Origin of the sequence: Burkholderia sp. WP9, from assembly GCF_900104795.1 — a bacterium.
Lineage (GTDB): Bacteria > Pseudomonadota > Gammaproteobacteria > Burkholderiales > Burkholderiaceae > Paraburkholderia.
Genome location: NZ_FNTG01000001.1, coordinates 2,317,436 through 2,337,227 on the forward strand (window position 1 = coordinate 2,317,436; position 19,792 = coordinate 2,337,227).

General features: G+C 64.0%; 19 protein-coding genes. 7 read left to right on the plus strand and 12 right to left on the minus strand.

What is annotated here, in order from left to right:
- Positions 1–2 precede the first annotated feature (2 nt).
- Positions 3–686, minus strand: coding sequence for a biliverdin-producing heme oxygenase (locus BLW71_RS10345; protein ID WP_177204999.1), 684 nt, complete (start codon positions 684–686; stop codon positions 3–5).
- A 17-nt stretch (positions 687–703) separates the two neighbouring features.
- Complete coding sequence (locus BLW71_RS10350) at positions 704–1,642, minus strand: mechanosensitive ion channel family protein (RefSeq protein WP_286161970.1); 939 nt, start codon at positions 1,640–1,642, stop codon at positions 704–706.
- 187 nt (positions 1,643–1,829) lie between these two features.
- On the opposite strand from BLW71_RS10350, the gene BLW71_RS10355 reads away from it, so the two are divergent.
- Entirely contained in the window at positions 1,830–2,045 is a 216-nt protein-coding gene (locus BLW71_RS10355; RefSeq protein WP_091796025.1) for a hypervirulence associated TUDOR domain-containing protein, read from the plus strand.
- A gap of 125 nt (positions 2,046–2,170) precedes the next feature.
- On the opposite strand, the gene BLW71_RS10360 is transcribed toward BLW71_RS10355, so the two are convergent.
- The 3 genes from BLW71_RS10360 to BLW71_RS10370 form a co-directional block, all read right to left on the minus strand.
- Positions 2,171–3,880 (minus strand): putative bifunctional diguanylate cyclase/phosphodiesterase, encoded by a 1,710-nt coding sequence (locus BLW71_RS10360; RefSeq protein ID WP_091796029.1) that lies wholly within the window; start codon positions 3,878–3,880, stop codon positions 2,171–2,173.
- Positions 3,881–4,415: 535 nt separating this feature from the next.
- Positions 4,416–4,925: a free L-methionine (R)-S-oxide reductase MsrC gene (msrC, locus tag BLW71_RS10365; protein ID WP_091796032.1), complete on the minus strand. Its 510-nt coding sequence runs from the start codon at positions 4,923–4,925 to the stop codon at positions 4,416–4,418.
- A 176-nt stretch (positions 4,926–5,101) separates the two neighbouring features.
- Positions 5,102–5,524 (minus strand): TOBE domain-containing protein, encoded by a 423-nt coding sequence (locus tag BLW71_RS10370; protein ID WP_091796035.1) that lies wholly within the window; start codon positions 5,522–5,524, stop codon positions 5,102–5,104.
- Positions 5,525–5,784: 260 nt separating this feature from the next.
- Between BLW71_RS10370 and BLW71_RS10375 the strand changes: the two genes are divergently transcribed.
- The 4 genes from BLW71_RS10375 to BLW71_RS10390 all read left to right on the plus strand — a co-directional run bounded on the left by BLW71_RS10375 (position 5,785) and on the right by BLW71_RS10390 (position 9,988).
- A complete protein-coding gene (locus BLW71_RS10375) occupies positions 5,785–7,458 on the plus strand; it encodes an SH3 domain-containing protein (protein ID WP_091796038.1) in 1,674 nt (557 codons plus the stop codon).
- Between the two features lie 154 nt (positions 7,459–7,612).
- On the plus strand, positions 7,613–8,077 hold the full coding sequence (locus BLW71_RS10380; RefSeq protein ID WP_091796041.1) for a VOC family protein: 465 nt from the start codon (positions 7,613–7,615) through the stop codon (positions 8,075–8,077).
- 36 nt (positions 8,078–8,113) lie between these two features.
- Complete coding sequence (locus BLW71_RS10385) at positions 8,114–8,584, plus strand: VOC family protein (protein WP_091796044.1); 471 nt, start codon at positions 8,114–8,116, stop codon at positions 8,582–8,584.
- A gap of 195 nt (positions 8,585–8,779) precedes the next feature.
- Positions 8,780–9,988, plus strand: coding sequence for an MFS transporter (locus tag BLW71_RS10390; RefSeq protein ID WP_091796047.1), 1,209 nt, complete (start codon positions 8,780–8,782; stop codon positions 9,986–9,988).
- A 62-nt stretch (positions 9,989–10,050) separates the two neighbouring features.
- Here BLW71_RS10390 and BLW71_RS10395 read toward each other — a convergent pair whose 3' ends face one another.
- From BLW71_RS10395 to BLW71_RS10410, 4 genes are all read right to left on the minus strand, one after another.
- Entirely contained in the window at positions 10,051–10,854 is an 804-nt protein-coding gene (locus BLW71_RS10395) for a transglutaminase-like domain-containing protein (protein WP_091796051.1), read from the minus strand.
- Between the two features lie 102 nt (positions 10,855–10,956).
- Positions 10,957–11,865, minus strand: a complete 909-nt coding sequence (locus BLW71_RS10400) for a transglutaminase family protein (RefSeq protein WP_091796053.1) — start codon at positions 11,863–11,865, stop codon at positions 10,957–10,959.
- Positions 11,866–12,247: 382 nt separating this feature from the next.
- Positions 12,248–13,675 carry an HdeD family acid-resistance protein gene (locus BLW71_RS10405; RefSeq protein ID WP_091796055.1) on the minus strand — a complete coding sequence of 476 codons (1,428 nt, stop codon included), beginning with the start codon at positions 13,673–13,675 and terminating at the stop codon, positions 12,248–12,250.
- 150 nt (positions 13,676–13,825) lie between these two features.
- Positions 13,826–14,758 (minus strand): recombination-associated protein RdgC, encoded by a 933-nt coding sequence (locus tag BLW71_RS10410; RefSeq protein ID WP_091796059.1) that lies wholly within the window; start codon positions 14,756–14,758, stop codon positions 13,826–13,828.
- A gap of 215 nt (positions 14,759–14,973) precedes the next feature.
- On the opposite strand from BLW71_RS10410, the gene BLW71_RS10415 reads away from it, so the two are divergent.
- Together BLW71_RS10415 and BLW71_RS10420 are read left to right on the plus strand one after the other, a co-directional pair.
- Complete coding sequence (locus tag BLW71_RS10415; RefSeq protein ID WP_091796062.1) at positions 14,974–15,522, plus strand: ester cyclase; 549 nt, start codon at positions 14,974–14,976, stop codon at positions 15,520–15,522.
- A gap of 87 nt (positions 15,523–15,609) precedes the next feature.
- Positions 15,610–15,930 carry a hypothetical protein gene (locus BLW71_RS10420; protein WP_091796065.1) on the plus strand — a complete coding sequence of 107 codons (321 nt, stop codon included), beginning with the start codon at positions 15,610–15,612 and terminating at the stop codon, positions 15,928–15,930.
- Positions 15,931–16,022: 92 nt separating this feature from the next.
- On the opposite strand, the gene BLW71_RS10425 is transcribed toward BLW71_RS10420, so the two are convergent.
- From BLW71_RS10425 to BLW71_RS10435, 3 genes are read right to left on the minus strand one after another with little or no spacing between them, the layout of a single operon-like run.
- Entirely contained in the window at positions 16,023–17,282 is a 1,260-nt protein-coding gene (locus BLW71_RS10425; protein ID WP_502686826.1) for a glycosyltransferase, read from the minus strand.
- Positions 17,279–18,625, minus strand: a complete 1,347-nt coding sequence (locus BLW71_RS10430) for an O-antigen ligase family protein (protein WP_091796070.1) — start codon at positions 18,623–18,625, stop codon at positions 17,279–17,281. The genes BLW71_RS10425 and BLW71_RS10430 overlap by 4 nt, the downstream gene beginning before the upstream one ends.
- Positions 18,625–19,752, minus strand: a complete 1,128-nt coding sequence (locus BLW71_RS10435) for a glycosyltransferase family 9 protein (RefSeq protein ID WP_091800691.1) — start codon at positions 19,750–19,752, stop codon at positions 18,625–18,627. Before BLW71_RS10435 ends, BLW71_RS10430 begins: the two co-directional genes overlap by 1 nt.
- Between the last annotated feature and the right edge of the window lie 40 nt (positions 19,753–19,792).

Here is a 19,792-nt window from a genome sequence, read left to right on the forward strand (position 1 = left end):
CTTCAATCGGCGCTCACGCAGGCAGCCGTGACACGGAGCCGAGCGAGCTCGATCAAACGGTCGAACGCATCGGCCGCGCCGCCGCACGCTTCGTCAATCAGGGTGGGTGTGTCGACTTCAGCGGCGATCGCCCGATGGAAAACTTGCCAGCGCGCGCCGAGCGACTCGCGCCCCGCGTTCAGATAGCCGAGAGGATGCGGAGCGAGGCGCGCTTGCAGACGCGCGTACAACACCGCGCCGCCTAGCTGGGACCCTTCGATCACGTAGCAGACGCCCCAGCGGTAAGCCGCGCTGGCGTCGCCGAGCCAGCTGCTCGTGGTGTTCGATGACAGCGTGCCGCCCCGGTCTTGCGGTTCGACCGATTCGTGCGAGAGATCAGCGTCGATCAGCGCAAGGCGATTCATGCGTGCCGGCGACGCCGGCGATTGCGGACCGTCGCTGAAAGTGTCGAGCCAGGCTTCGAGCGGCGCTAGCCAGTCACGCAGAATCGCCAGATGCGCGAGGTAGTCGCGCAACGCCACACTGTCCACCGACAGCGGCATGATCTCGTGCAGCAGTTCATGGCGTTGCGCGGTCGCGGCGCGCAGCGCGCCCAGCACTCCGACTGCGCCGACTGCGCCGTCCTCGCCGCTCGGTGAGCGGCTGGCGGATTCAGGTGTGTCGATCAAACGGGTCCGGTTCAACATGAATGAGCAGGGTCTGATTATAGGGGCGGCTGTCTGGTGGCGCGAGACGCGTTTTGCACGGGGTGCCTCGCGCGTTGAGGCGTGTTCCAGCCGCGAGGCACTCGTTGAGCGAGCACCAGGTGGCACGATCCAGGCGCGCCGCAAACTAGGCCGCAACCCGGGCAACCGGCCTGCTCGAGCGCGGCCTGCGCGTGGTCGTGCAGGTCGTCGCTGGTGAGCGACGCATCCGGCGTGCGAACCCATGCCGCGATGCGCAGCGTCGCGCCGCCATCGTCGGGATAATCCGCCACCGTGACGATCGGCGCGAGCGTGGCGCCGCTCAGCACACGCGGTTCGTCGGCGACCAGTTTCTTCAATTGGCCGATCGCGGCGTCGACGTCTTTACGCTGCGCGAGCCCCACTTCGACCTCGATACGCTGCGTGCCGCCGCTGCTGTAGTTGATCACAGGATTGCTCCAGATCTGGCTGTTCGGCACGAACACCGCGTTGCCGTCGCCGCGCTCGATCCGCGTGGTGAAAAGCCCCACTTCGCGAACGATACCCGCTGCCGCGCCGCTGCCTTCAATCACGTCGCCGACGCGAAACGGCCGCAACATCAACAGCATCATCCCCGCAGCGATATTTTGCAGCGTGCCTTGCAACGCGAGTCCGATCGCGAGGCCCGCCGCGCCAAGCACCGCGAGCACGCTGGCGGTCGCGATGCCGACCTCGCTCAGCGCCGCGATGAACACCAGCACGCGCACGGCCCAGGTGCTCATGGCCGCCAGCATCGGCGCGAGCGTCGGGTCGGCATGCGTACGCGCGAGCGCGCGCGCGAACATCGCGCCGACGCGATTCGACAGCCACCAGCCGACTACGAGGATCAGCACAGCCAGCACGATATGAAGGGCGTCGTGAGTCAGGGTGACGAGCAACGACGGCTGGAAGTGAAAGAGTCGGGTAAGGAGATCATTCATCTTGAGTCTTCGTTCCGTTGCGATAGAAATATCCTGACGCAGGAAGCAGGATATGTTCCTGCCCCCTTCGTTTCGTGGGCGGAGGCACGCTGTTTGCTCCTTGTTGCGAACCAAAGCAGTGCAATCACGCAAAGCCCTGTAAGCAAGGGGATTTCAAGCCGCGTTAGCCCACGCACAGGAGCGCCTCATGTCTCAACATCTGAAGCCGGAAGATCGCGTAAGTTGGAATACGCCGCAAGGCGTCACGCATGGCAAGGTCGTGCGTGTCATTTCTTCCCATACGACTGTGGAAGGCAGAACCGTCAATGCGTCGAAGTCCGATCCGCATTACGAAGTGGAAAGTGAGAAAAGCGGCAAGCGAGCCGTTCATCGCGGCGACGCATTGCATCGGATCGGGAAATGAATGAAACGCGTGCGCCAGGCGTCATTTAATACGGATGGCTAAGCACATTGATTGACCTGCGAACTATGGCGCCGCGATCGGCAAAGCTTGCTGGCCCGTTAGCAACCCGCCGTCAAGCGCGCGCCTCAGTGTGTGCCCAACGGCCTCAACAGATTGCGCAGCGCGCCCACGGTAATCGGACGCGAGAACCAGAAGCCTTGCGCTTCATCGCAACCGAGCGCTTCCAGTTGCGCCGCCTGCTCCGCCGTTTCGACGCCTTCGGCCGTCACGCGCAGTTTGAGCGCATGCGCCATGGCGATGATCGCGCCGACCAGCGCCTCGCACTGTGGATCGGTGCTCATGCGCATCACAAACGAGCGGTCGATTTTCAGGCGATTCAGCGGAAAACGCGTCAGATACGCGAGGCTCGAATAGCCGGTGCCGAAGTCGTCCACCGCCACTTCCACGCCCAGATCGCGCAACGCAAAGAGCGTCTGCAAAGCTTGCTCGGTGTCGCCGAGGAGGACACCCTCGGTGATTTCCACCTCGAGGTATGAGGGGTCGAGCGCGGCCTCTTCCAGCGCCTCGCGGATCGTCTCGAACAGGTTTTGCCGCTGGAACTGCTGCGGCGACACATTGACCGCGAAGCGCGGCAACGTGCCGGTCAGCCGGAGCAATTTGCCGGCGTCGCGGCATGCGGTCCGGATCACCCATTCGCCGATCTGCTCGATCAAACCCGCCTCCTCCGCGACCGGCACGAATTCGACGGGGCTGATCAGGCCGCGCTGCGGATGGTTCCAGCGCAGCAGGGTTTCGACTTGCGCGATGCGGCCGTTGGCGAGCGTCACCTGCGGTTGATACACGAGATGCAACTGCTGCCGCTCGATCGCTTCGCGAAGCATGGTCTCCAGTTCGAAGCGGCGCGCGGCCTGGCCTTCCAGTGCAGTGGAAAAACGCCGCACCGCATTGCCGGTCACGGCCGAGGCCGCCGACAACGCCACGCCCGCGCGACGCATCAGCGTAGGCGCATCGCCGCCGTCGGCCGGATAAGCCACGATGCCGATGCTCGCGGTAATGTTCAACGTCGTGCCGGCGTAATCGATCGCTTCGGCGATACGGCCTAATGCTTCAGCGGCGAAGGCGTCGGCGGCCGCACCGGTTTCGTTGACCAGCAACGCGAACTGCGTTCCGCCGATCGAGGCGATCGTGCCGTCGTTTGGAAAGAGACCGCGCAACCGTTCACCGACGATCTGCAGCACGAGCTCGGCCGCGTGCAATCCAAGCGCATCGCGCAGTTTGCGCAGATGGTCGAGCTCGGCGATCAGCACGGTAAAACCGCTGCCGTTACGCTGGCAACGCGCGATCGTCAGTTCCAGCCGTTCGGTAAACAGCGTTTGATTCGGCAGACGGGTCACGCCGTCGTGATGTGCGACGTACCAGAGGCGCGCTTCGGACTGCGCGTAACGCGTCATGTCGAAGGCCATGCCCACGTAGCGCGCCGGACGCGCGGCAATTCCGCCAGCATGCGCCGAACCCTGGACGAGCGGCGCCAACGCGAGCACCACGCGAATCGGCGTGCCATTGCGGCGCAGGAAACTCCATTCGCCTTCATAGCGCGAGGTCACCATGGCGAGCGGCGGCAGTTCGGTGTGGCGCCTCGCGAATTCGGCCGGATCGAACAACGACTCGAAGGTACGCACGCCGACCAGGTGTTCTGCCGCAAACCCCGTTAGCTTTTCGAAAGCGGCATTGACGGACTCGAAGGTGCCGTCCGCGGCGCAGATGAACATACCGCAAGGCGCCGAGGCTAGCGCGGCGTCGCGCGTGCGCGATTCGGCGAAGAGGTGGTCGTGCATCGCGCCAGCCTTTTGATATTCCTGAGTAGTGGATGTGATCGAACGTGTTCTTGACGCGCGCGCAAACTGTAAGGCCCTGAAACTACGGTCCGATGTACTGGAGGACCGTGCGTATGATAACGGCTTTCGCGCCCCCGCCGACCTCGCAGGCTTCGCATTCGTCGCGCCAATCGTTTCCCTTGGTGTAATCCCCGATTCGTTGCTGTATCGGTGGCGATCTCAATCTGTAACGCGCGCTCGCCTTCGGGCATGACGGCAACGGAGGAAGTCGCCGGCGTCTTGATCGTGATGGGCAGATATCGCATGCGCGCCAGTTGACGGTTCGAGCGGAACACCACGAGCGGTGTGTCGAGCAGCGTCACGCTGATGGGTTCGTCGGCGATCTCGGTGGCGAACGCCACCGGATGCCGATAGCGGCTGAGACTGTCGCAGTCGCGGCTATCGAAAGTGCAATTGCGGGGTAATGCGGGGAACGCTGAAGCTACTCTACGGATGAAAAAAGATGGGGTGCTTCGGCACCACCGCCGCTTTATCCTCAGGAAGCCGACGCGGCGCGCGGCAACGCTGCCTCGATGAACACCGCGCACAGCGCTTCCATGCCCTTCGCGTCTTCTTCGTCGAAGCGCGCGACGACCGGGCTGTCGACATCCCACACGCCGATCAGCGTGCCGTCCGGCGCGACGAGCGGCACGACGATTTCCGATTGCGAGGCCGAATCGCACGCGATATGCCCGGGAAACTCATGCACGTCGCGCACGACCTGCGTCTGACGGGTTTGCGCCGCCGTGCCGCATACGCCTTTGCCGAGCGCGATGCGCACGCACGCGGGCTTGCCCTGAAACGGCCCGACGACCAGTTCGTGACCGTCGTGGAAATAGAAGCCGGCCCAGTTCAGATCACTGAGGGAATGAAACACGAAGGCGGAAAAATTCGCGGCGTTGGCGATCCAGTCGGTTTCGCCGGCGAGCAGCGAGCGCGCCTGGCCGACCAGTTCTTCGTAGTGCGCGGCTTTGGGCAGATGCGAGGCGGAGGAGACTTCGAACATGACGGCGTCCGTGATGAAAGCGGAAAGAGGAATAGCGAGTCGTGAAGTTTAAAGCAAGCTGCCGTTTCCTTCACGACGCGCGCTGGGCACACGGCCTCGCTCTTCCGGCTCCATCTGCCCGCCGGCTGTCGTTCAACGCGCAAGCCGACGAAAATGAATCCGGTGGCGATCGACCGTTACTCGACGCCGATGATCACGCTCGATGCCTTGAAAATCGCCGTCGCCGCTTTGCCGTTCGCGAGACCGAGACGATCGACGCTCTCGTTGGTGATAATCGCGGCGATCTGCGCGCCGCCGGCGCTGATCGACACTTCCGAGTTCACCGCGCCCTTCGTGACCGCCGACACCGTACCGGCGATGCAGTTGCGCGCCGACACCTGGTTCTTCGTCACGTCGACCATCACGATCACCGACGAAGCCTTGACCAGCGCGAACGCTTTCTTGCCGACCGCGAGGCCGAGCGAGGTCGCGCTGCCATGCGTGATGATCGAGACGATCTCGAGACCCTCCTGAGTGCGCAGCGTGACTTCGTCGTTCACGGCGCCATGGGTGAGTCCGATGACTTCGCCGGCGAAATGGTTACGTGCGCTGGTTTGCATGGTGTTCTCCTGGTCAAGCCGCCTCTCGAGCATGTTTCGAGGCGATGCGTTTGGTTAGGCAGAGAGTGTAGTGGAACGCTCGCCGATTGCGGCAGCCCGCGCGTAAAGCACACTATCGCGCAGCCGCTATTGACGATACGAACCCCAATGAAACCACATACGCGTTGCATACGAGCCGCCATCATGCGGCGCGGGCACGACATGCGCCACGACGCGCCGACACCGTATCATCGTGTCCTCTACCTACTCCGCTGAATCTCATGCCCGTTGTCGTTCTATCCCGTCTTGCCGCCGCATGGCCGAACGCCTGCCGCGCCGCCGCACTGGGCGCGGCTCTGGTGGCGGCCACCGCCTGCAGCAACCCGTCGCCGACGCGCGACGCGCACGCGCCGGTCGACACAGTCTCGCTGTTCCCGATCGCCGGCTACGACCAGAACGTCGATCACTGGCTCGAACCGGACAGCCCAGGCTACGACCAGCCGTTCCTGAGCCCCGCGGATCAGCAGGCCCATTTCCAGGTGCTTTACGCGCGCTACTTCGGCACCGGCACCGCGGCGTCCTCGCCGTGGAATGCCAGCTTCGTGACGATGCGCGTCTATCGCCAGCAAGGTGCGGATATTGCCGCATTGCAGCAGCGGCGCATCGACAAGTTCGACAACACCGGCAAGCCTGGCGGGAACATCGGCTACGGAGAAAACTTCCGGCCGCACGACAAGGCGTGGATCGACGCAATCGCGCAAAACATGAACGTCGGGCAGTTCACTCAGACGCCCGTCTACCGGCCCGAGCGCCGCGCGATCGCCACCGGCAACCTGATGGTGCGCGAACTGCCGACCACCGACCCCTCGTTCTACGACCACCGTCTGGCCGGCGAAGGCTATCCGTTCGACAACCTGCAGATTTCCGCCGCACGGCCGGGCACGCCGCTGTACGTGCTCGGGGGCAGCGTCGACGGTGCGTGGCTCTATGTGCAGACGCCCGATGTGCAGGGCTGGGTGCGCAGCGACGCCGTCGGCATGACCGACGATCGCTTCGTCGACACATGGCGCGCCGCGACCGGCAAATCGCTCGGTGCGGTGATCGTCGCGTCGGCGCCTGTACGCGACAGCCGCGGCGTGTTCCGCTTCGACGCGCCGGCCGGCACGCTGCTGCCCCTCGTGCCAGCCGATGCGGCACGGCCGGCGTCGGGCAAACGCGTCGCCAGCGGCACGGGTAACGCGAGCCCGAAAAGCGACCCTAGCGACCCGGGCAGCACGGGCGAAGCAAGCGACAAGACCGGCACGAGCAAGACCCCGGTGACGCGCCGGGTGCTCGTTCCGGCCCGCAACGCGGACGGCGAGGCGCTGATCCGCACCGCCGCCCTGAGCGACGCGCAAATCGCGCCGACACCGCTCGCCGCCACGCCGCGCCATCTGGCGACGCTGATGAAAACGCTGATCGGACGGCCTTACGGATGGGGCAATAGCGGCATCTACAACGACTGCTCGTCGGAGCTGCAAAGCATCTTCGCGGCGTTCGGCGTCTGGCTGCCGCGCCATTCGTCCACGCAGATGAGCGCCGGGCGCCTGATCGACCTGTCGTCGTCCACGCCCGCCCAGCGGCTCGACTATCTGGCGCAGCACGGCGAGCCGTTGCGCACGCTGATCTACATCGGCGGCCATGTGATGCTGTATATCGGCAACACCACGCGCAACGGCAGCGCGGTGCCGGTCGTCTATCAGGACGTGTGGGGCTTGCGGCCCGCCGACAATAGCCGGCGCGCGGTGATCGGCGGCTCGGTGATCTTGCCGCTCTTCGAACACATCCCCGAAGACGCCACGCTGCAATCGCTGGCCGCCACGCCGACCTTCCAGATCAGCATCCTCGGCGCGCCGAATGGCGGCGTTCCGGCGCCGTCCACCGCACCGCCGGAGGAGGACAACTCCGCCGGTTGAAACGGCCGACCGGGCGTTCATAGCGCGCCCGGCGCAAAAAATATTTTTTCCGGAGTGTCGATTCAACGGTGATGCACTCGTCGTAACGTTGAAGGCCTGACTCGCACAGTCGGTCTTTCAACTCACGAACCTGTTACTTCAAGGAGTCGCCGTCATGTCCAGCAACGCTGTCAAACCGATCCCCGACGGGATGCACGCGCTCACCCCGTACCTGATCTGCGCCAACGCCGCGGACGCCATCGCGTTCTATACCAAGGCCTTCAACGCCGTCGAACAGATCCGCCTGCCCGGCCCGGGCGGCAAGGTCATGCACGCTACCCTGAAGATCGGCGATTCCATGCTGATGCTGACCGACGAATGGCCTGAGCACCACTCGTTCGGCCCGAACTCGCTGAAAGGCACGCCGGTCACGATTCACCACTATGTGGAAGATGTCGACGCCAGCTTCAAGCAGGCCGTCGAGGCCGGCGCGACTGTCGTGTTGCCCGTCACCGACATGTTCTGGGGCGACCGCTACGGCCAGCTGAAAGACCCGTTCGGCCATAGCTGGTCGCTGGCCACGCACAAGCGCGACCTGAGCGTGGAAGAAATCCAGCAAGCCATGGCCGCCATGAAGTAATGGGCGGTTCGTCCGGTGAGAAGGAGGAGCTACGTCATGCAAAAGATTGCACCGTGTCTGTGGTTCGACGGCAAAGCGGAAGAAGCGGCCCGCTTCTACACGTCCGTGTTTTCCGATTCCCGCATCGCCACGACGATGCACTACACCGACGCCGGCCCCGGGCCGAAGGGTGACGTTCTGGCTGTCACGTTCGAGGTTGAAGGCCAGGAGTTCATGGCGCTGAACGGCGGCCCTCAGTTCACCTTCACACCGGCGATTTCGCTGTTCGTGCACTGCCGTTCGCAAGAGGAGATCGACCGCTACTGGACCCGACTCACCGACGGCGGCAAGCCATGGCAATGCGGCTGGCTGCAGGACAGGTTCGGCGTCTCGTGGCAGATCGTGCCGGACGTGCTCGGCGAAATGCTGCGTGACCCGGACACCGCCAGGGCGAGCCGTGTGATGTCCACCATGATGCATATGGTCAAGCTGGATATCGCGCCGCTCGAAGCGGCTTATCGCGGCTAGCAGCAGGTTGCGATAAGCCGTGCGGTTGGAGCGTATTCGCCGTACGGTAGGCGCAAAGTTCCGCGCAAGCTCGGCGCTCCGCCCGCACGGCTCGCGAGCTTGCCTTGACTCCCCGGCGCAACACGGTGCGCTGCGGCGCGAGACCGCCATCTTTGATAGGATCGGTCTCGACCCATAAACGGCGGGACATCAACGGTGCGCGTCAACCATCAGGCTTTTTTCTGCTCGCTGTTTGTCGCGCGTCTCGCCGATCAGGTCCTGCTGTTTCTCGTGCCGCTCGTCGTCTTCCAGACGACACACCAGGTTTCGTGGTCGGGGCTGGCGTTCTTTATCGAAACGCTGCCCCGCTACCTGGTGTTTCCCTTCTTCGGCGCCTTGTGCGACCGCGTCTCGCCGCTCAGACTGATGCGCGTCAGCCAGACCGTGCGCGCGCTGACGTGTTTCGGCGGCATGATCGCTTATGCCATGTTCGGCGGCATCGGCTGGCTGATCGCACTTTCGGCGGTTTGCGGCGTGTTGACGAGCCAGGGGCTCGTCGCGCGTGAAGTCATGCTGCCGCAGATCTTCAGCACGCAGCGGTTCCAGCGTGTACTCGCCTATTCGCAGTTGGCCGACCAGTTGGGTTTCGTGCTCGGTCCGATGCTCGCCGCGCTGCTGCTCGGCCTGTGGCGTTGGGAATGGGTGGTCGGCGCAACCGGTGTGCTGTTTCTGCTCGCCGACGGCGCGCTGCTGCTATGGCAACGTACGAGCGGTTTTCGGGCCACGGATCCGCCGCCCGCCGACGCGGGCCACTGGACGCTGCCCGTGCGCATCGCGCTGCGTCACGTGCTGGTTCTACCCGGCCTGAAGAAAGTCGTACTGCTCGCCGCCGCCGAAAATCTGGTGATCGGCGTGACGCTCGCCACGTCCGCTGCAATGGTGACCGGCGTTCATGCGCAATCGAGTCACTACTACGCCGGCTTGCAAACGGCCGGCGCCGTGGCAACGGTACTGATTCTGTTGACGATCGCCCGCGCCGCATGGCCGGCCCGTCGCCTGGGTCTCGTCGCCTTCGTTTCGATCTGCGCAGGCGGCGTGATCGCCGGCGCCAGCGCGGCTCCTTGGGGTTATGCGCTCGGCTTCCTGCTGATCGTCGGCTTCGACAAAATGTTCAACGTGTACATTCGCAGCGCACGGCAGCAAATCATTCCGCCACAGGATTACGGCAAGACAACCGGCGTGGTGATCCTGCTGAACAACATGACGCAGCCGCTTGCCGGGCTCCTGGTCAGCGCGTTCTCCGCACGCACGCAAGCCGGCCCGCTGATCGTGATCCTGTCGCTGACAATGGGTGGTATCGGCGCGGCGGTGTCGATCGGCGCGGCGCTGGCGCGCAGGAAACGCGGGCTCGCGCTGGGGGAATGATGCCGCGCCAATTCACATGAGCGCCATCTTGTGAATCAAGTTTGTCTTCAACGGCCACGCTTCTAAACCGGCTCGCACACCACCTCGAACTTCAGCAGTTGCGTTGGCCCGAAGGCATTGCTGATCGCGACATCGGCCGCGTCGCGCCCGCGAGCCATCAGAACACGCCCCGTACGCGGCGCATTATTGCGCGGGTCGAACGTCTGCCAGCAGCCGCCGATATACGCCTCGAACCACGCGGCAAAATCCATCTGCGCGTAAGGCGGCGGCAGGCCGACATCGCTGATATAGCCCGTGCAATAGCGCGCCGGAATATTCATGGCCCGGCATAGCGCCACGGCCAGATGCGCGAAATCCCGGCATACGCCTTTGCGCTCCTGCCAGGCTTGCCATGCGGTCTTGGTCGGCCGCGCAAAGTCGTAGCCGAACACGATGTGGTTGTGCACGTAATTGCAAATCGCATCCACGCGCACGCGGCCAAGCGGCAGTGTGCCGAAGGTCTGCCACGCGAATTCGGAGAGCAGATCGGTTTCGCAATAGCGGCTGCCCAGCAAAAACACCATCGTATCGTCAGGCAGCATTTCCACCGGATGCTGTTCGGTGTATGGTGGCCGCGTCTCCGGCTCCGACGACACCTCCAGCACCGCGCGCGTCGCAAAGGAAATTTTTCCCGGCGGCGCCACGAGCCGGCTGCACAGGTTGCCGAAGCTGTCGCGATACTGGCGGATCGGCACCGCCGGATCGACCACCAGCAGATCGGGATCCAGCACCTCTTTCGCATGCGAATAGTGGGTGTTCAACATCAGCAGCATCGGCGTCGGTTGCACACATTCATAGACCAGCTCGTACCCAACGCGCAATTTCATCGCGGCGCCCTTTTCCAGTTGAAACGTTCAATTGACGTGCGAACACGTTTCGATTCGAGCATCCGGGACATCGTCGCGTCCTTACTCGCCCTTGCGTCACACTCACGCGCCTTCGGTCACGCTCACATCCACCTGCAAACCCTGAAACGAATGCGGCGCCCCATGCCACGTGCCCCACAACGGCAACGCCTGATAGGCGTTCCACGCCACCGCCACGCGAATCAGATGGCGGTTGCCGACAATGCTGTTGGTCGGATCGAAATCGACCCAGCCGGCACCCGGCAGATAGATTTGCAACCACGCGTGCGTCGCGCCGCCGCCTTGCGTGGCCTCGTGCTCGGGCACGTCGGGCACGAACAGATAGCCGCTCACGAAACGCGCCGCGAGACCGAGCGAGCGCACCGCGTCCATCATCAGCACGGCGAAATCGCGGCAACTACCACTGCGACTGCGCAAGGTTTCGCCTGGGCGATTCACGCCTTTCTCCGTGCGGCGCACATAGAAAAACGAACTCTTGATTTCGAGCGTCATGGCGCGTAGCAGCGCCATCGTGCCGCCGGCGCCGCCTTTGCCGCCCTTAGCCGCGCCACCCGCCGTGGGCACGAAACGACGCGCCCATTCGTCGACGTCGCTATCCGGATGCGGGCGGCTGCGCGCGTTCACGAGATCGGACGCTTCCTCGTTGGTGTACGCGAACGGCCAGTTCACCGCATACGGTTCGAGTGCGTAATCGGGCATTGGCGCTTCGAAGTGCTCGAGCGTCACTTCGCTGTCAAAGCGCAATTCGCGCGCCTTGTCCGCGAAACTCGCGACCGCCACCGAGTTATCGAATACGTCGTGCAGCCAATGCAGCCGCGACGGCGTGGGCGTGATTACCAACTGGTTGGTCACGAGGCGCAAATCGTGACTCGCGCGCGGACGGAACATCATGCGATGCTCGCCGAAACGCACGGGTTCGGAGTAACGGTAGATGCTGACGTGGCGCACCGTGAATCGCTGCGGCTCATTCATCTGACCACCCGATGGATGCCGCTGGGTTCGTCCTGTCCATCGCGTTCACGCTTATAAAAAAGCCACAGCCGCAGCGGGCGAAGAACGCGCCGCGCGGTTTTGATCCTCAATGAGCGACGGCCGGATTCCGGTGTGGTCGAGCGGTGTCAACGACAAACTGACGGGTTGAGCATACACCCGCCATATTGGTTGAAAACACTCATTTGGGCTGTACGGCGCGCGCTCGGAGTTATCAACAGAATCTGTTCGCAAATCTGTGCATAACTAACCGGCAAAAACTGCAAGCTATTGATGTGACTGCCATTTTTACCGCGACGTCGAAGTTGGGCAACGCTGCCCGCGAGCGCGCTCACCCTCGCTTCATGCACGCCTCATTCGCGCCTCATTCACGCACCGTGCCACGCGCCGCATCCTCATCGCCGCGCGCATGTCGTGCTTCCTCACGCCATTGCTGGCGCGAGCGAACCATTCGGCGCAGCGCAAGGCGCGCCATCTTGACCCAGCCCGAGGGCCGCGGATCGGCCAGCATGCTGAGGGCGCGCGCATAGTCGAGCGTGAGCCCTGGCGTCCATGCCATCGTTGCGGCTCGCTTGCGCACTTGCGCCGCGACCCACAGCTCGGGTGTCGCGATCACGCGCAGAAACGGCCGCCATCCGCCGAGACCACCCCACACGCGCGCCGATGCCCCTTCGATCGCGGCCTCCAGTGCGCGCGAGACCGTGCTCGAACAGTTGCGGTGCGTGAGGTTGTATGTGGTGTCCTGTCGATACGTGTCCCAGAAGCGGCGCAGCCGGACCGGATCGTAGTTGCGGATCCGCACCTGCACCGTCGAAGGACACCACGCTTTCGACTCGGTCGCGTAATCGGGCTGGAAGAGACCCGGCACGTCGTTCTCGCGCGTGGCGCGTAAAAGCCGCGCGAAGTCGTCGGGCGAGCGATCGATCTCGACACCTGGATAAAGGCTGATGTAGATGCCCTCGGGCGATTCGAGCGCGGCATGGCCGGTCGATATCACGCCATTGCGATCCACCGCCGCGATATAACGGTCGACGATCGGCTGCCGCCGCGCCTCGCCTTTGGCCGACCCGACCGGCGTCCACACATGCACGGTCAATGCGGCTTCGTCGGCGGCGGGCGGGCCGTCCCATTCGTGGGCGATCACACGGCTGGCAGCGAGTTCGCTCGCGGCAGCGATGCCGGCATCCGCCGCGGAATCTTTCGCGGCGAGCCCGGGGCTCGCGGCGGCAGCAGGATTCGAAGCGAGCCGCCGCACCCGCGTGCTCAGCAGGAGCATGTTCCAGCCGCCAAAGATCAGGCCGAGACCGAGACAGTAAGGCACCGTGCCGACGTAGTGAGTCGGATAAGGTTGATAGAAGAAAATCGCCAGCGCGATTTCGACGCCACCGCCGATCATCGCGAGCCGCCACGTGCGATAGCGGACCACGTTGGCCGAGACGATCTGCAGCAGTCCATCGGCGAAAAAGAGCGTGCCGAAGATCATCGACAGAATGAAGTTGCCGTGCTCGTGGCCAACCAGAATCAACGCCGCCGCAGTGGCGAATGCAATGCCTTTCACATAGCGCAGCGTGCGTTGCCCGCCCATGCCGGTCCAGGCGACGGCCAGCGTGGCGAGACCTTCCAGCAACAGGAGTAACGCGAACGGTGTGATCGGAAAGTAAAGCGCGCTATCGAGCGCGTCGATGAACACGAAAACGCCGAGCAGCACACTGATGCAGCCGATGAGCCGCAGCGACCGCCAGCGTGTGCGCAGGTAATCGACTCCCAGCAGAATCATGACGAGACGAACCATCGCAAGCCCTCCGTGACTGACGCGCGCTGCTGCCGATCGCCATCTTATACACGTTCACGGATCGGGCGCACAATGCTTCGCCACGACGAGGCTGCCACACGCACGCGGCGCGCCCTATTCAGACACGCCGGCGTGCCGGCAAGTGAAACCTTATGCAGCCGCGGCTTGCGGAACCGCTTCGCCCTGCTCGCCGCCCAACGCGTCGAGCAGATCGCACAGCATGCGGTCGAGTTCGGCGGTCATCAGCGTGAGGTCGGAGTCGAACCGTTCGTCGTCGTTTTGCGCGGTGGGATCGCTTGCTTCTTTCAGCACGTCGAGCGGCGCAATGCGCTTGATCGTGAGCGACGGCGTCAACACGAACGACACACGATCGTTCCACGTCATGGCAAGCCGCATGCATTGCTTGCCGGCTTCGATATGACGGCGCATATCTTCGGCATCCAAAGTATGTCCCACGTAGCGTACGGTCGCGTTGCCTTCCGCCGGCGAACGCAGCTCGGTGTCCTGGTCGAGCGTGAAGCCCGCGGGACCTTCGCCTGAAAGCAGCCATTCGGTCATGGCCGCGACCGGCGAATGCGTGACGCGTACTGTGCCGAGCGGCAATTGATCGATCGACTTCACCAGCAGGCCGCGCACTTCGTCGGCAACCGCTTGCGAGCCGGCGTCGATCACGAGCCAACCGTTCTTGCAATCGATCCACACGCGCGTATCGCGACGAATGCTGAAGGCGCGCGGCAGCAGTTCGTCGGTGACCTGCTCCTTGAGTTCGCGCATCTGTTTGCGGCCCGGTTTGAAGCCTTGCTGTTCCTCGAGTTCGAGCGCGCGCGCCTTGGTCACTTGCGTGACGACCGAAGCCGGCAGCAGTTTCTTCTCGGCGCGAAACACCAGCAGCATCTGGCCATTGAGCGCGTACACCAGCGAGTCGTTAGCGTCGCTCTCGCGCGGCGGTGCCCAGCCGTGGCTTTGCATCTCGACGCTGTTGCCGGGCGCGAACGCATGCGGCGCGAGCCACTTCTGCATCTGTTCTGGGGTGACGGACCACGGAGCGGGAAGACGGTGAAGCTGAAGGTTTTTGAACCACATGGGCAGAGTCGTGTACGGGCAAAGCGCACCATTCTATCTGACGATAGACATCGCGCGGCCGGCCGAACTGACTCGCTGCGTCAGCCAAACGCTCATACAACGGCGGTCATTTTCAAAAATGGATAGACAATCCTTTAAGCGACAGACCAATTATCAAACACGACCATTGGCCAGAGAATGCGCTTCATCCACTTCAACTCTCTCTGGAGCGCACCATGTCCGCATCGCCGATGTCCCGAATCGCCCGTCATCTGTTGGTTGTCGCGAGCCTCGCGGGCGCGCTGAGCGCCCATGCCGCGAGCGACGCCGACCTGCCCGCGCCGCACCACCTCGCTGTCGCATCGAACTCGGCGCAATCCGCCGCGATCGTGCAAAGCGCACGCCGCTACGCCGCTTTCTGGAACACCGGCGACGAGGCCTACGCGAAACTCGCGCTGTCGCCGGCCTTCGTGGACCGCACCTTGCCGGACGGCCGCCCGCAAGGTCCTGATGGTCCGCTGCAGGCATCGAAGGGTTTTCGTGCGGCGGTGCCCGATCTCCACGCGGAGATCGACGATCTCGTCGTGGCGGGCGACCGGGCCTCGGTTCATCTGCATTTCTACGGACACTTCACCGGACAGTTCCAGAACCTCAAAGGCAACGGCCAGACCATCGACTTCCAGGCCTTCGATCTGTATCGCGTGAAGGACGGCCGCATCGTCGAAAACTGGCACCTTGAAGACAATCTGACGCTGCTCAAGCAACTCGGCGCCATCAAGCCGTAGTGGTTTTGCCGAATCCGTTTGGGAGCGCGCTTCAGCTTCAAATCACCTAGACTTTTTGAGAAGCGCGCGACCTAGACGGAGGCGGCCATGGCCGATGAAACCGCACCCTGGCAAATGGTGGAATACGAGGGTTTTGAGATTCACGTGGCGCCTCGTCCGAAAAACCCGCCCAGCGAGGGGCACGCGCCGGCCGCAGCGGATAACCGCTATACGTACGTCGGCTATGTTTGCCATCCTGGCGCGGACCCGACCATCCCAGGGCATGCGGTGCCGTTTCACGCCGACGGCGAAGAGAGCTTCGCGGGCGAGGACGAGGCGTTGTACGAAGGTGTGCACGTGGGACGCAGCATTGTGGAAGGCACGCATCCAGACCTGACCGTGTTGCCACTGGTGACTGGCGGCGTGTGAATCTGGCGCGGTTCAGCGTGACGTTGGTGCGCCCGGCGAATCCTGCATCGTGCAACGGCACAGCGCCAGTGCGCGTGAACCTGGCGCGCGCTTCAGCGCAACGCCTGCACGTCCTGTGAATCCTGTTGCGCCGAAAGCCGCAACGCCAGTTCCAGCATGCGCTGGTTGGCGCTGGCCGGCGTGAACGTTTCGACCTTTTGCTGCGCTGCTTGCACGAGCGTGCGGCGCAATTCCGTGTCGGTCAGCAGACGTTCGATTGCGCGCGCCATCGCGTCCACGTCGCCGACCGGCACCAGCAGGCCGGCCTTGCCGCCTTCCAGTAAATCCCTTGGCCCAGTCGGACAATCCGCCGACAGCACCGGCGTGCCGAGCGCCATGGCCTCGCCGAGCACCATGCCGAAACCCTCGTAACGACTGCTCAACACCAGCAGTTCCGCCTGCCGGATATAAGGCGCTGGATTCGCGCAGAAACCCAGAAAATGCACCGCTGTACCGATCCCGAGTTCGTCGGCGAACTGCTCCAGTTCGCGCCGGTCGCGCCCCTCGCCGATCAGAACGAGCGCCGCCTTGCAACGGCCACGCTCGCGCACCTGAGCGTAGGCTCTGAGCAGCGTCTTGTGGTCCTTCTGCCCTTCGTCCAGACGCGCCACCGAAACGATGAACGAGTCGGCCGGGCGTTCGATCGGCGCGCGCGCCGCGCGCCGCAGTGCATCGACGTCGATCACGTTCGGCAATTCGACGATATCCAGCGCGGTTGCCGAGAAGAGTTCCTGCGCCTCGCGCAACATGGCGGGCGTCAGCACGGCGATTGCCGAGTAACGTGAATAATGCTTGACCCGCCGGGCGATGTAGCGCGCGCTCTTGCTGCCGAGCCGCGCCGCCAGGCTGAAATGGCTCACGCCGAACCACGGCACATGGCCGCTTCCCGCCACGTGGCGCAGCGAGAAATCGAAATCGCAGATCAGATCGTGCTGCCTGGCGAGACGCCGCATGCGCAGCGCAGCCAGCGGCCGGATCGCGCCATAGGTCAGCAGCTTGTGCAATAACTTCTCGCCCTTGCCCAGCTTGCGCTTTCGGGCCTCCTGATGAAGCGAGTACATCCACTTCGATGAGGCGAGCACATGGACGGGCACGTCGTCGGGGATCGACTGCGCGCGCCAGAACAACAGGTCGTCGGTCGGATACGCCACCGAGAGGCTCGGCGCGAACAGCCGCCGGTCGAGCGTCTTGAGCCACGACAGAAGCGCGGTCTCGGTGCCGCCTTTACCGAAATCGTTGATATGGAACAGGATACGCAGCGGCGTGCGGTCAGCTTCGGTAGCGTGCGGGTTTGCGTTGGTCACCTTGGTTATTCGCCCAGCTTGGCTGTTGGCGCTTCACGCCGCTGTTCACTGCGTACTGCCGTGACCTTGCCGCGTACAGTGTCGAGCGACGCTTCGCCGGAAGCGCCGACTTGCTCCGCACAACCCAGCAGCAGGCCCGCAAACGCCCAGAATGCGAGCATGGTGGTCTGCCACATGAAATCGTCGGTGGTATTTTTCGCGATCATGCCGGCCACCAGCGCGACGCCCGCTGCGCACAACCAGGGCTCGACCCGCCGAAGCCGCCAGAAGCGCGCGACGAGGCACAGCAACAACGCCGTCTGCAGCGCGACGCCGATGAAGCCCGTCTGCAACCACGTGTTGATGAACAGGTTGTGCGCGTGAGTCAGCGCCTGCGGTTCGACCGCCAGCAAACTGGCGGGCATTTCGCCACGATAGACGATCCCCGGCAACGGCTTGCCGAAGCCCACTCCGACCCACCTATGGCGCTCGGCTTCGCTGACATAAAACGCCCACAGCTTCGGACGCGTGTCAGCCGATACCGTGTCGCCGATCGCGGACAGCGAGCCGGGCACGTAGACCTGATGACCGTCGATCGCGACATCGCGCGACTGGCTGGCGGCGGGCGCGGTGCCGGCCGTGCGCAGACGGGAACTGAACTCGAGCGTGCCGACGCCGGCCGCGCCGACCACGGCGACGACCAGCACCGCCAGCAACAGGCGGCGCCGGTAGAGCGGAAACAACGCGACCAGAAGCGTCACGGCGGCCGCCGGCCAGAAGAATCGATTGAGGGTCGCCAGTCCGATGAACAGGCACAGCACGATGCCGCTCGCGCCGATCACGCGCCAACGCGGCTTCAGCAGGAAGCCGGCGAAGAGCGGCATGGCAAACACCGCGAGCGTGCTGGTATGGCCGACGCGATTATAGAAATGCAGCGGAAAAGTATTGGCGGTGGGCGGCTGCAGATGCCCCCAGTAGAGCGCGCTGATCACGGCGAGCACCACGCAGGCGCCCCAGTTGACGAGCACCACGGGCGCCGGCCGCCGCAGTTCGGTGCCGAACAGCCAGAAGCCCCAGAACGACACCAGCGGATAGAGCACCTCGTCGCACCACGCGTGCAGGCTGATCATCGGATACATGGACCATGCGACCGAAGCGAGGCTCCAGCCGGCCCAACCCACGATGGGCAGCACCAGCGGCCACTTCAATAGCGATGGCCGGTTCGCCGAACAGGCGGCCGCCACGACGCCGAGCGCCATCAGTGCGAGCGCATTGAAGACGAGCGCCGTCATGTGGCCGAACATCACCACGAACAGAATCACGGGACAGGCAACCCATAACACGCGCTCCACTCGCGCAGCCGTGTGAGTCATTACACTTTCACCAGAACATTTTGCAATGCGTTGTACACCGACTCGACCGACAGCCGGCCCATACACTCGGCATGGTCGCCGCGCCAGGCCACACAGGTCGTCTCGTTGCGATCACAGCGCCGCACCCATGCTACCTTGCGGCGGAATATAAAAGGCTGATCGCGGCAGGGCATCTCCGCGATCGTAATGGGCACGAACGGCACTTCGCGCCAGTAGCGCCCCGCGCCATGAATCGAAGCGTTGCCCGGGCCGAACAGCGCAAGCGTGGGCACCCCAATCAGACGCCCCAGATGCGCGACCCCGGTATCGGGACAAACCACGGCTTGCGCGCTGGCAAACAGATGCCACAACTCGCCGAGGCCAAGCCGCGCCGCCAGGTTGGGATGATGAGGGTCCGGGTCGATCGCGCGAATCAGCTCGGCTTCGCCGGGGCCGCCGGTCCAGACCGGCAGATAGCCAAGCGCTTCCACACGTTGCGCAAGCTCGCGCCAGCGCGTATTGGGCCAGCGTTTGACGCTGGTGCTCGCCCCCGGATGAAGCACGACGTAAGGTTTCGCCAGTAGCGACGGCTCGGGTAACGCCGCATGCTGCGGCGCGGGCCAGTCGGCGGGCGCGTAAGCGCGCGGCGGCGGTCCGTCGACCAGTTCCGCGGCGAGGTCGGCCCAGGCCGCCGGCGCCGCGGGATACGGCGCGCTCCGGTTGAGCGGCCAGTTCTTCCAGGCCGGCTCATCGCCCGAGTGTCCGACGATCCAGCGGCAGCCCGCGCCCAACGCGAGCCAGCTGTGACGATTGTCGCCGAGCACCATGCCGAGGTCGTAAGGTCCGGAAAGCAAAACGTCCCGCACCGACTTCGCATCACGCGGATCGAAGGGCAAGACCGTGACGTTGAAAGGCCGACCGGCATACAGCGGCACGATCGCCTTCGGACAGGTCAGTACGATCTGCGCTTGCGGATATTGCGCGCGCAACTTGGCGAGCAGCGGCGTGAGCAGCAGCGTGTCGCCAAGCAACAAATGGTGTGCAATCAGAATGCTGCGCGGTTGCCGTGGCTCGCGGCGCAGTGGCTTGATCAACAGTCGCGGGATGGCCCGCGCAAAAATACGAAGACGCCCGGCAAGCCGACTCATAGGCTCATCGGCGCGTTGGTTCCCGCCGCGATCTTGCTGT

Coding starts and splice junctions, on each gene's coding strand:
- BLW71_RS10355 (WP_091796025.1), top strand. CDS start 1,830: ATGTCTCAACATCTGAAGCCGGAAGATCGCGTAAGTTGGAATACGCCG.
- BLW71_RS10395 (WP_091796051.1), bottom strand. CDS start 10,854: ATGAAATTGCGCGTTGGGTACGAGCTGGTCTATGAATGTGTGCAACCG.
- msrC (WP_091796032.1), bottom strand. CDS start 4,925: ATGTTCGAAGTCTCCTCCGCCTCGCATCTGCCCAAAGCCGCGCACTAC.
- BLW71_RS10415 (WP_091796062.1), top strand. CDS start 14,974: ATGTCCGCATCGCCGATGTCCCGAATCGCCCGTCATCTGTTGGTTGTC.
- BLW71_RS10420 (WP_091796065.1), top strand. CDS start 15,610: ATGGCCGATGAAACCGCACCCTGGCAAATGGTGGAATACGAGGGTTTT.
- BLW71_RS10405 (WP_091796055.1), bottom strand. CDS start 13,675: ATGGTTCGTCTCGTCATGATTCTGCTGGGAGTCGATTACCTGCGCACA.
- BLW71_RS10345 (WP_177204999.1), bottom strand. CDS start 686: ATGTTGAACCGGACCCGTTTGATCGACACACCTGAATCCGCCAGCCGC.
- BLW71_RS10370 (WP_091796035.1), bottom strand. CDS start 5,524: ATGCAAACCAGCGCACGTAACCATTTCGCCGGCGAAGTCATCGGACTC.
- BLW71_RS10430 (WP_091796070.1), bottom strand. CDS start 18,625: ATGACTCACACGGCTGCGCGAGTGGAGCGCGTGTTATGGGTTGCCTGT.
- BLW71_RS10410 (WP_091796059.1), bottom strand. CDS start 14,758: ATGTGGTTCAAAAACCTTCAGCTTCACCGTCTTCCCGCTCCGTGGTCC.
- BLW71_RS10435 (WP_091800691.1), bottom strand. CDS start 19,752: ATGAGTCGGCTTGCCGGGCGTCTTCGTATTTTTGCGCGGGCCATCCCG.
- BLW71_RS10400 (WP_091796053.1), bottom strand. CDS start 11,865: ATGAATGAGCCGCAGCGATTCACGGTGCGCCACGTCAGCATCTACCGT.
- BLW71_RS10360 (WP_091796029.1), bottom strand. CDS start 3,880: ATGCACGACCACCTCTTCGCCGAATCGCGCACGCGCGACGCCGCGCTA.
- BLW71_RS10375 (WP_091796038.1), top strand. CDS start 5,785: ATGCCCGTTGTCGTTCTATCCCGTCTTGCCGCCGCATGGCCGAACGCC.
- BLW71_RS10385 (WP_091796044.1), top strand. CDS start 8,114: ATGCAAAAGATTGCACCGTGTCTGTGGTTCGACGGCAAAGCGGAAGAA.
- BLW71_RS10380 (WP_091796041.1), top strand. CDS start 7,613: ATGTCCAGCAACGCTGTCAAACCGATCCCCGACGGGATGCACGCGCTC.
- BLW71_RS10350 (WP_286161970.1), bottom strand. CDS start 1,642: ATGAATGATCTCCTTACCCGACTCTTTCACTTCCAGCCGTCGTTGCTC.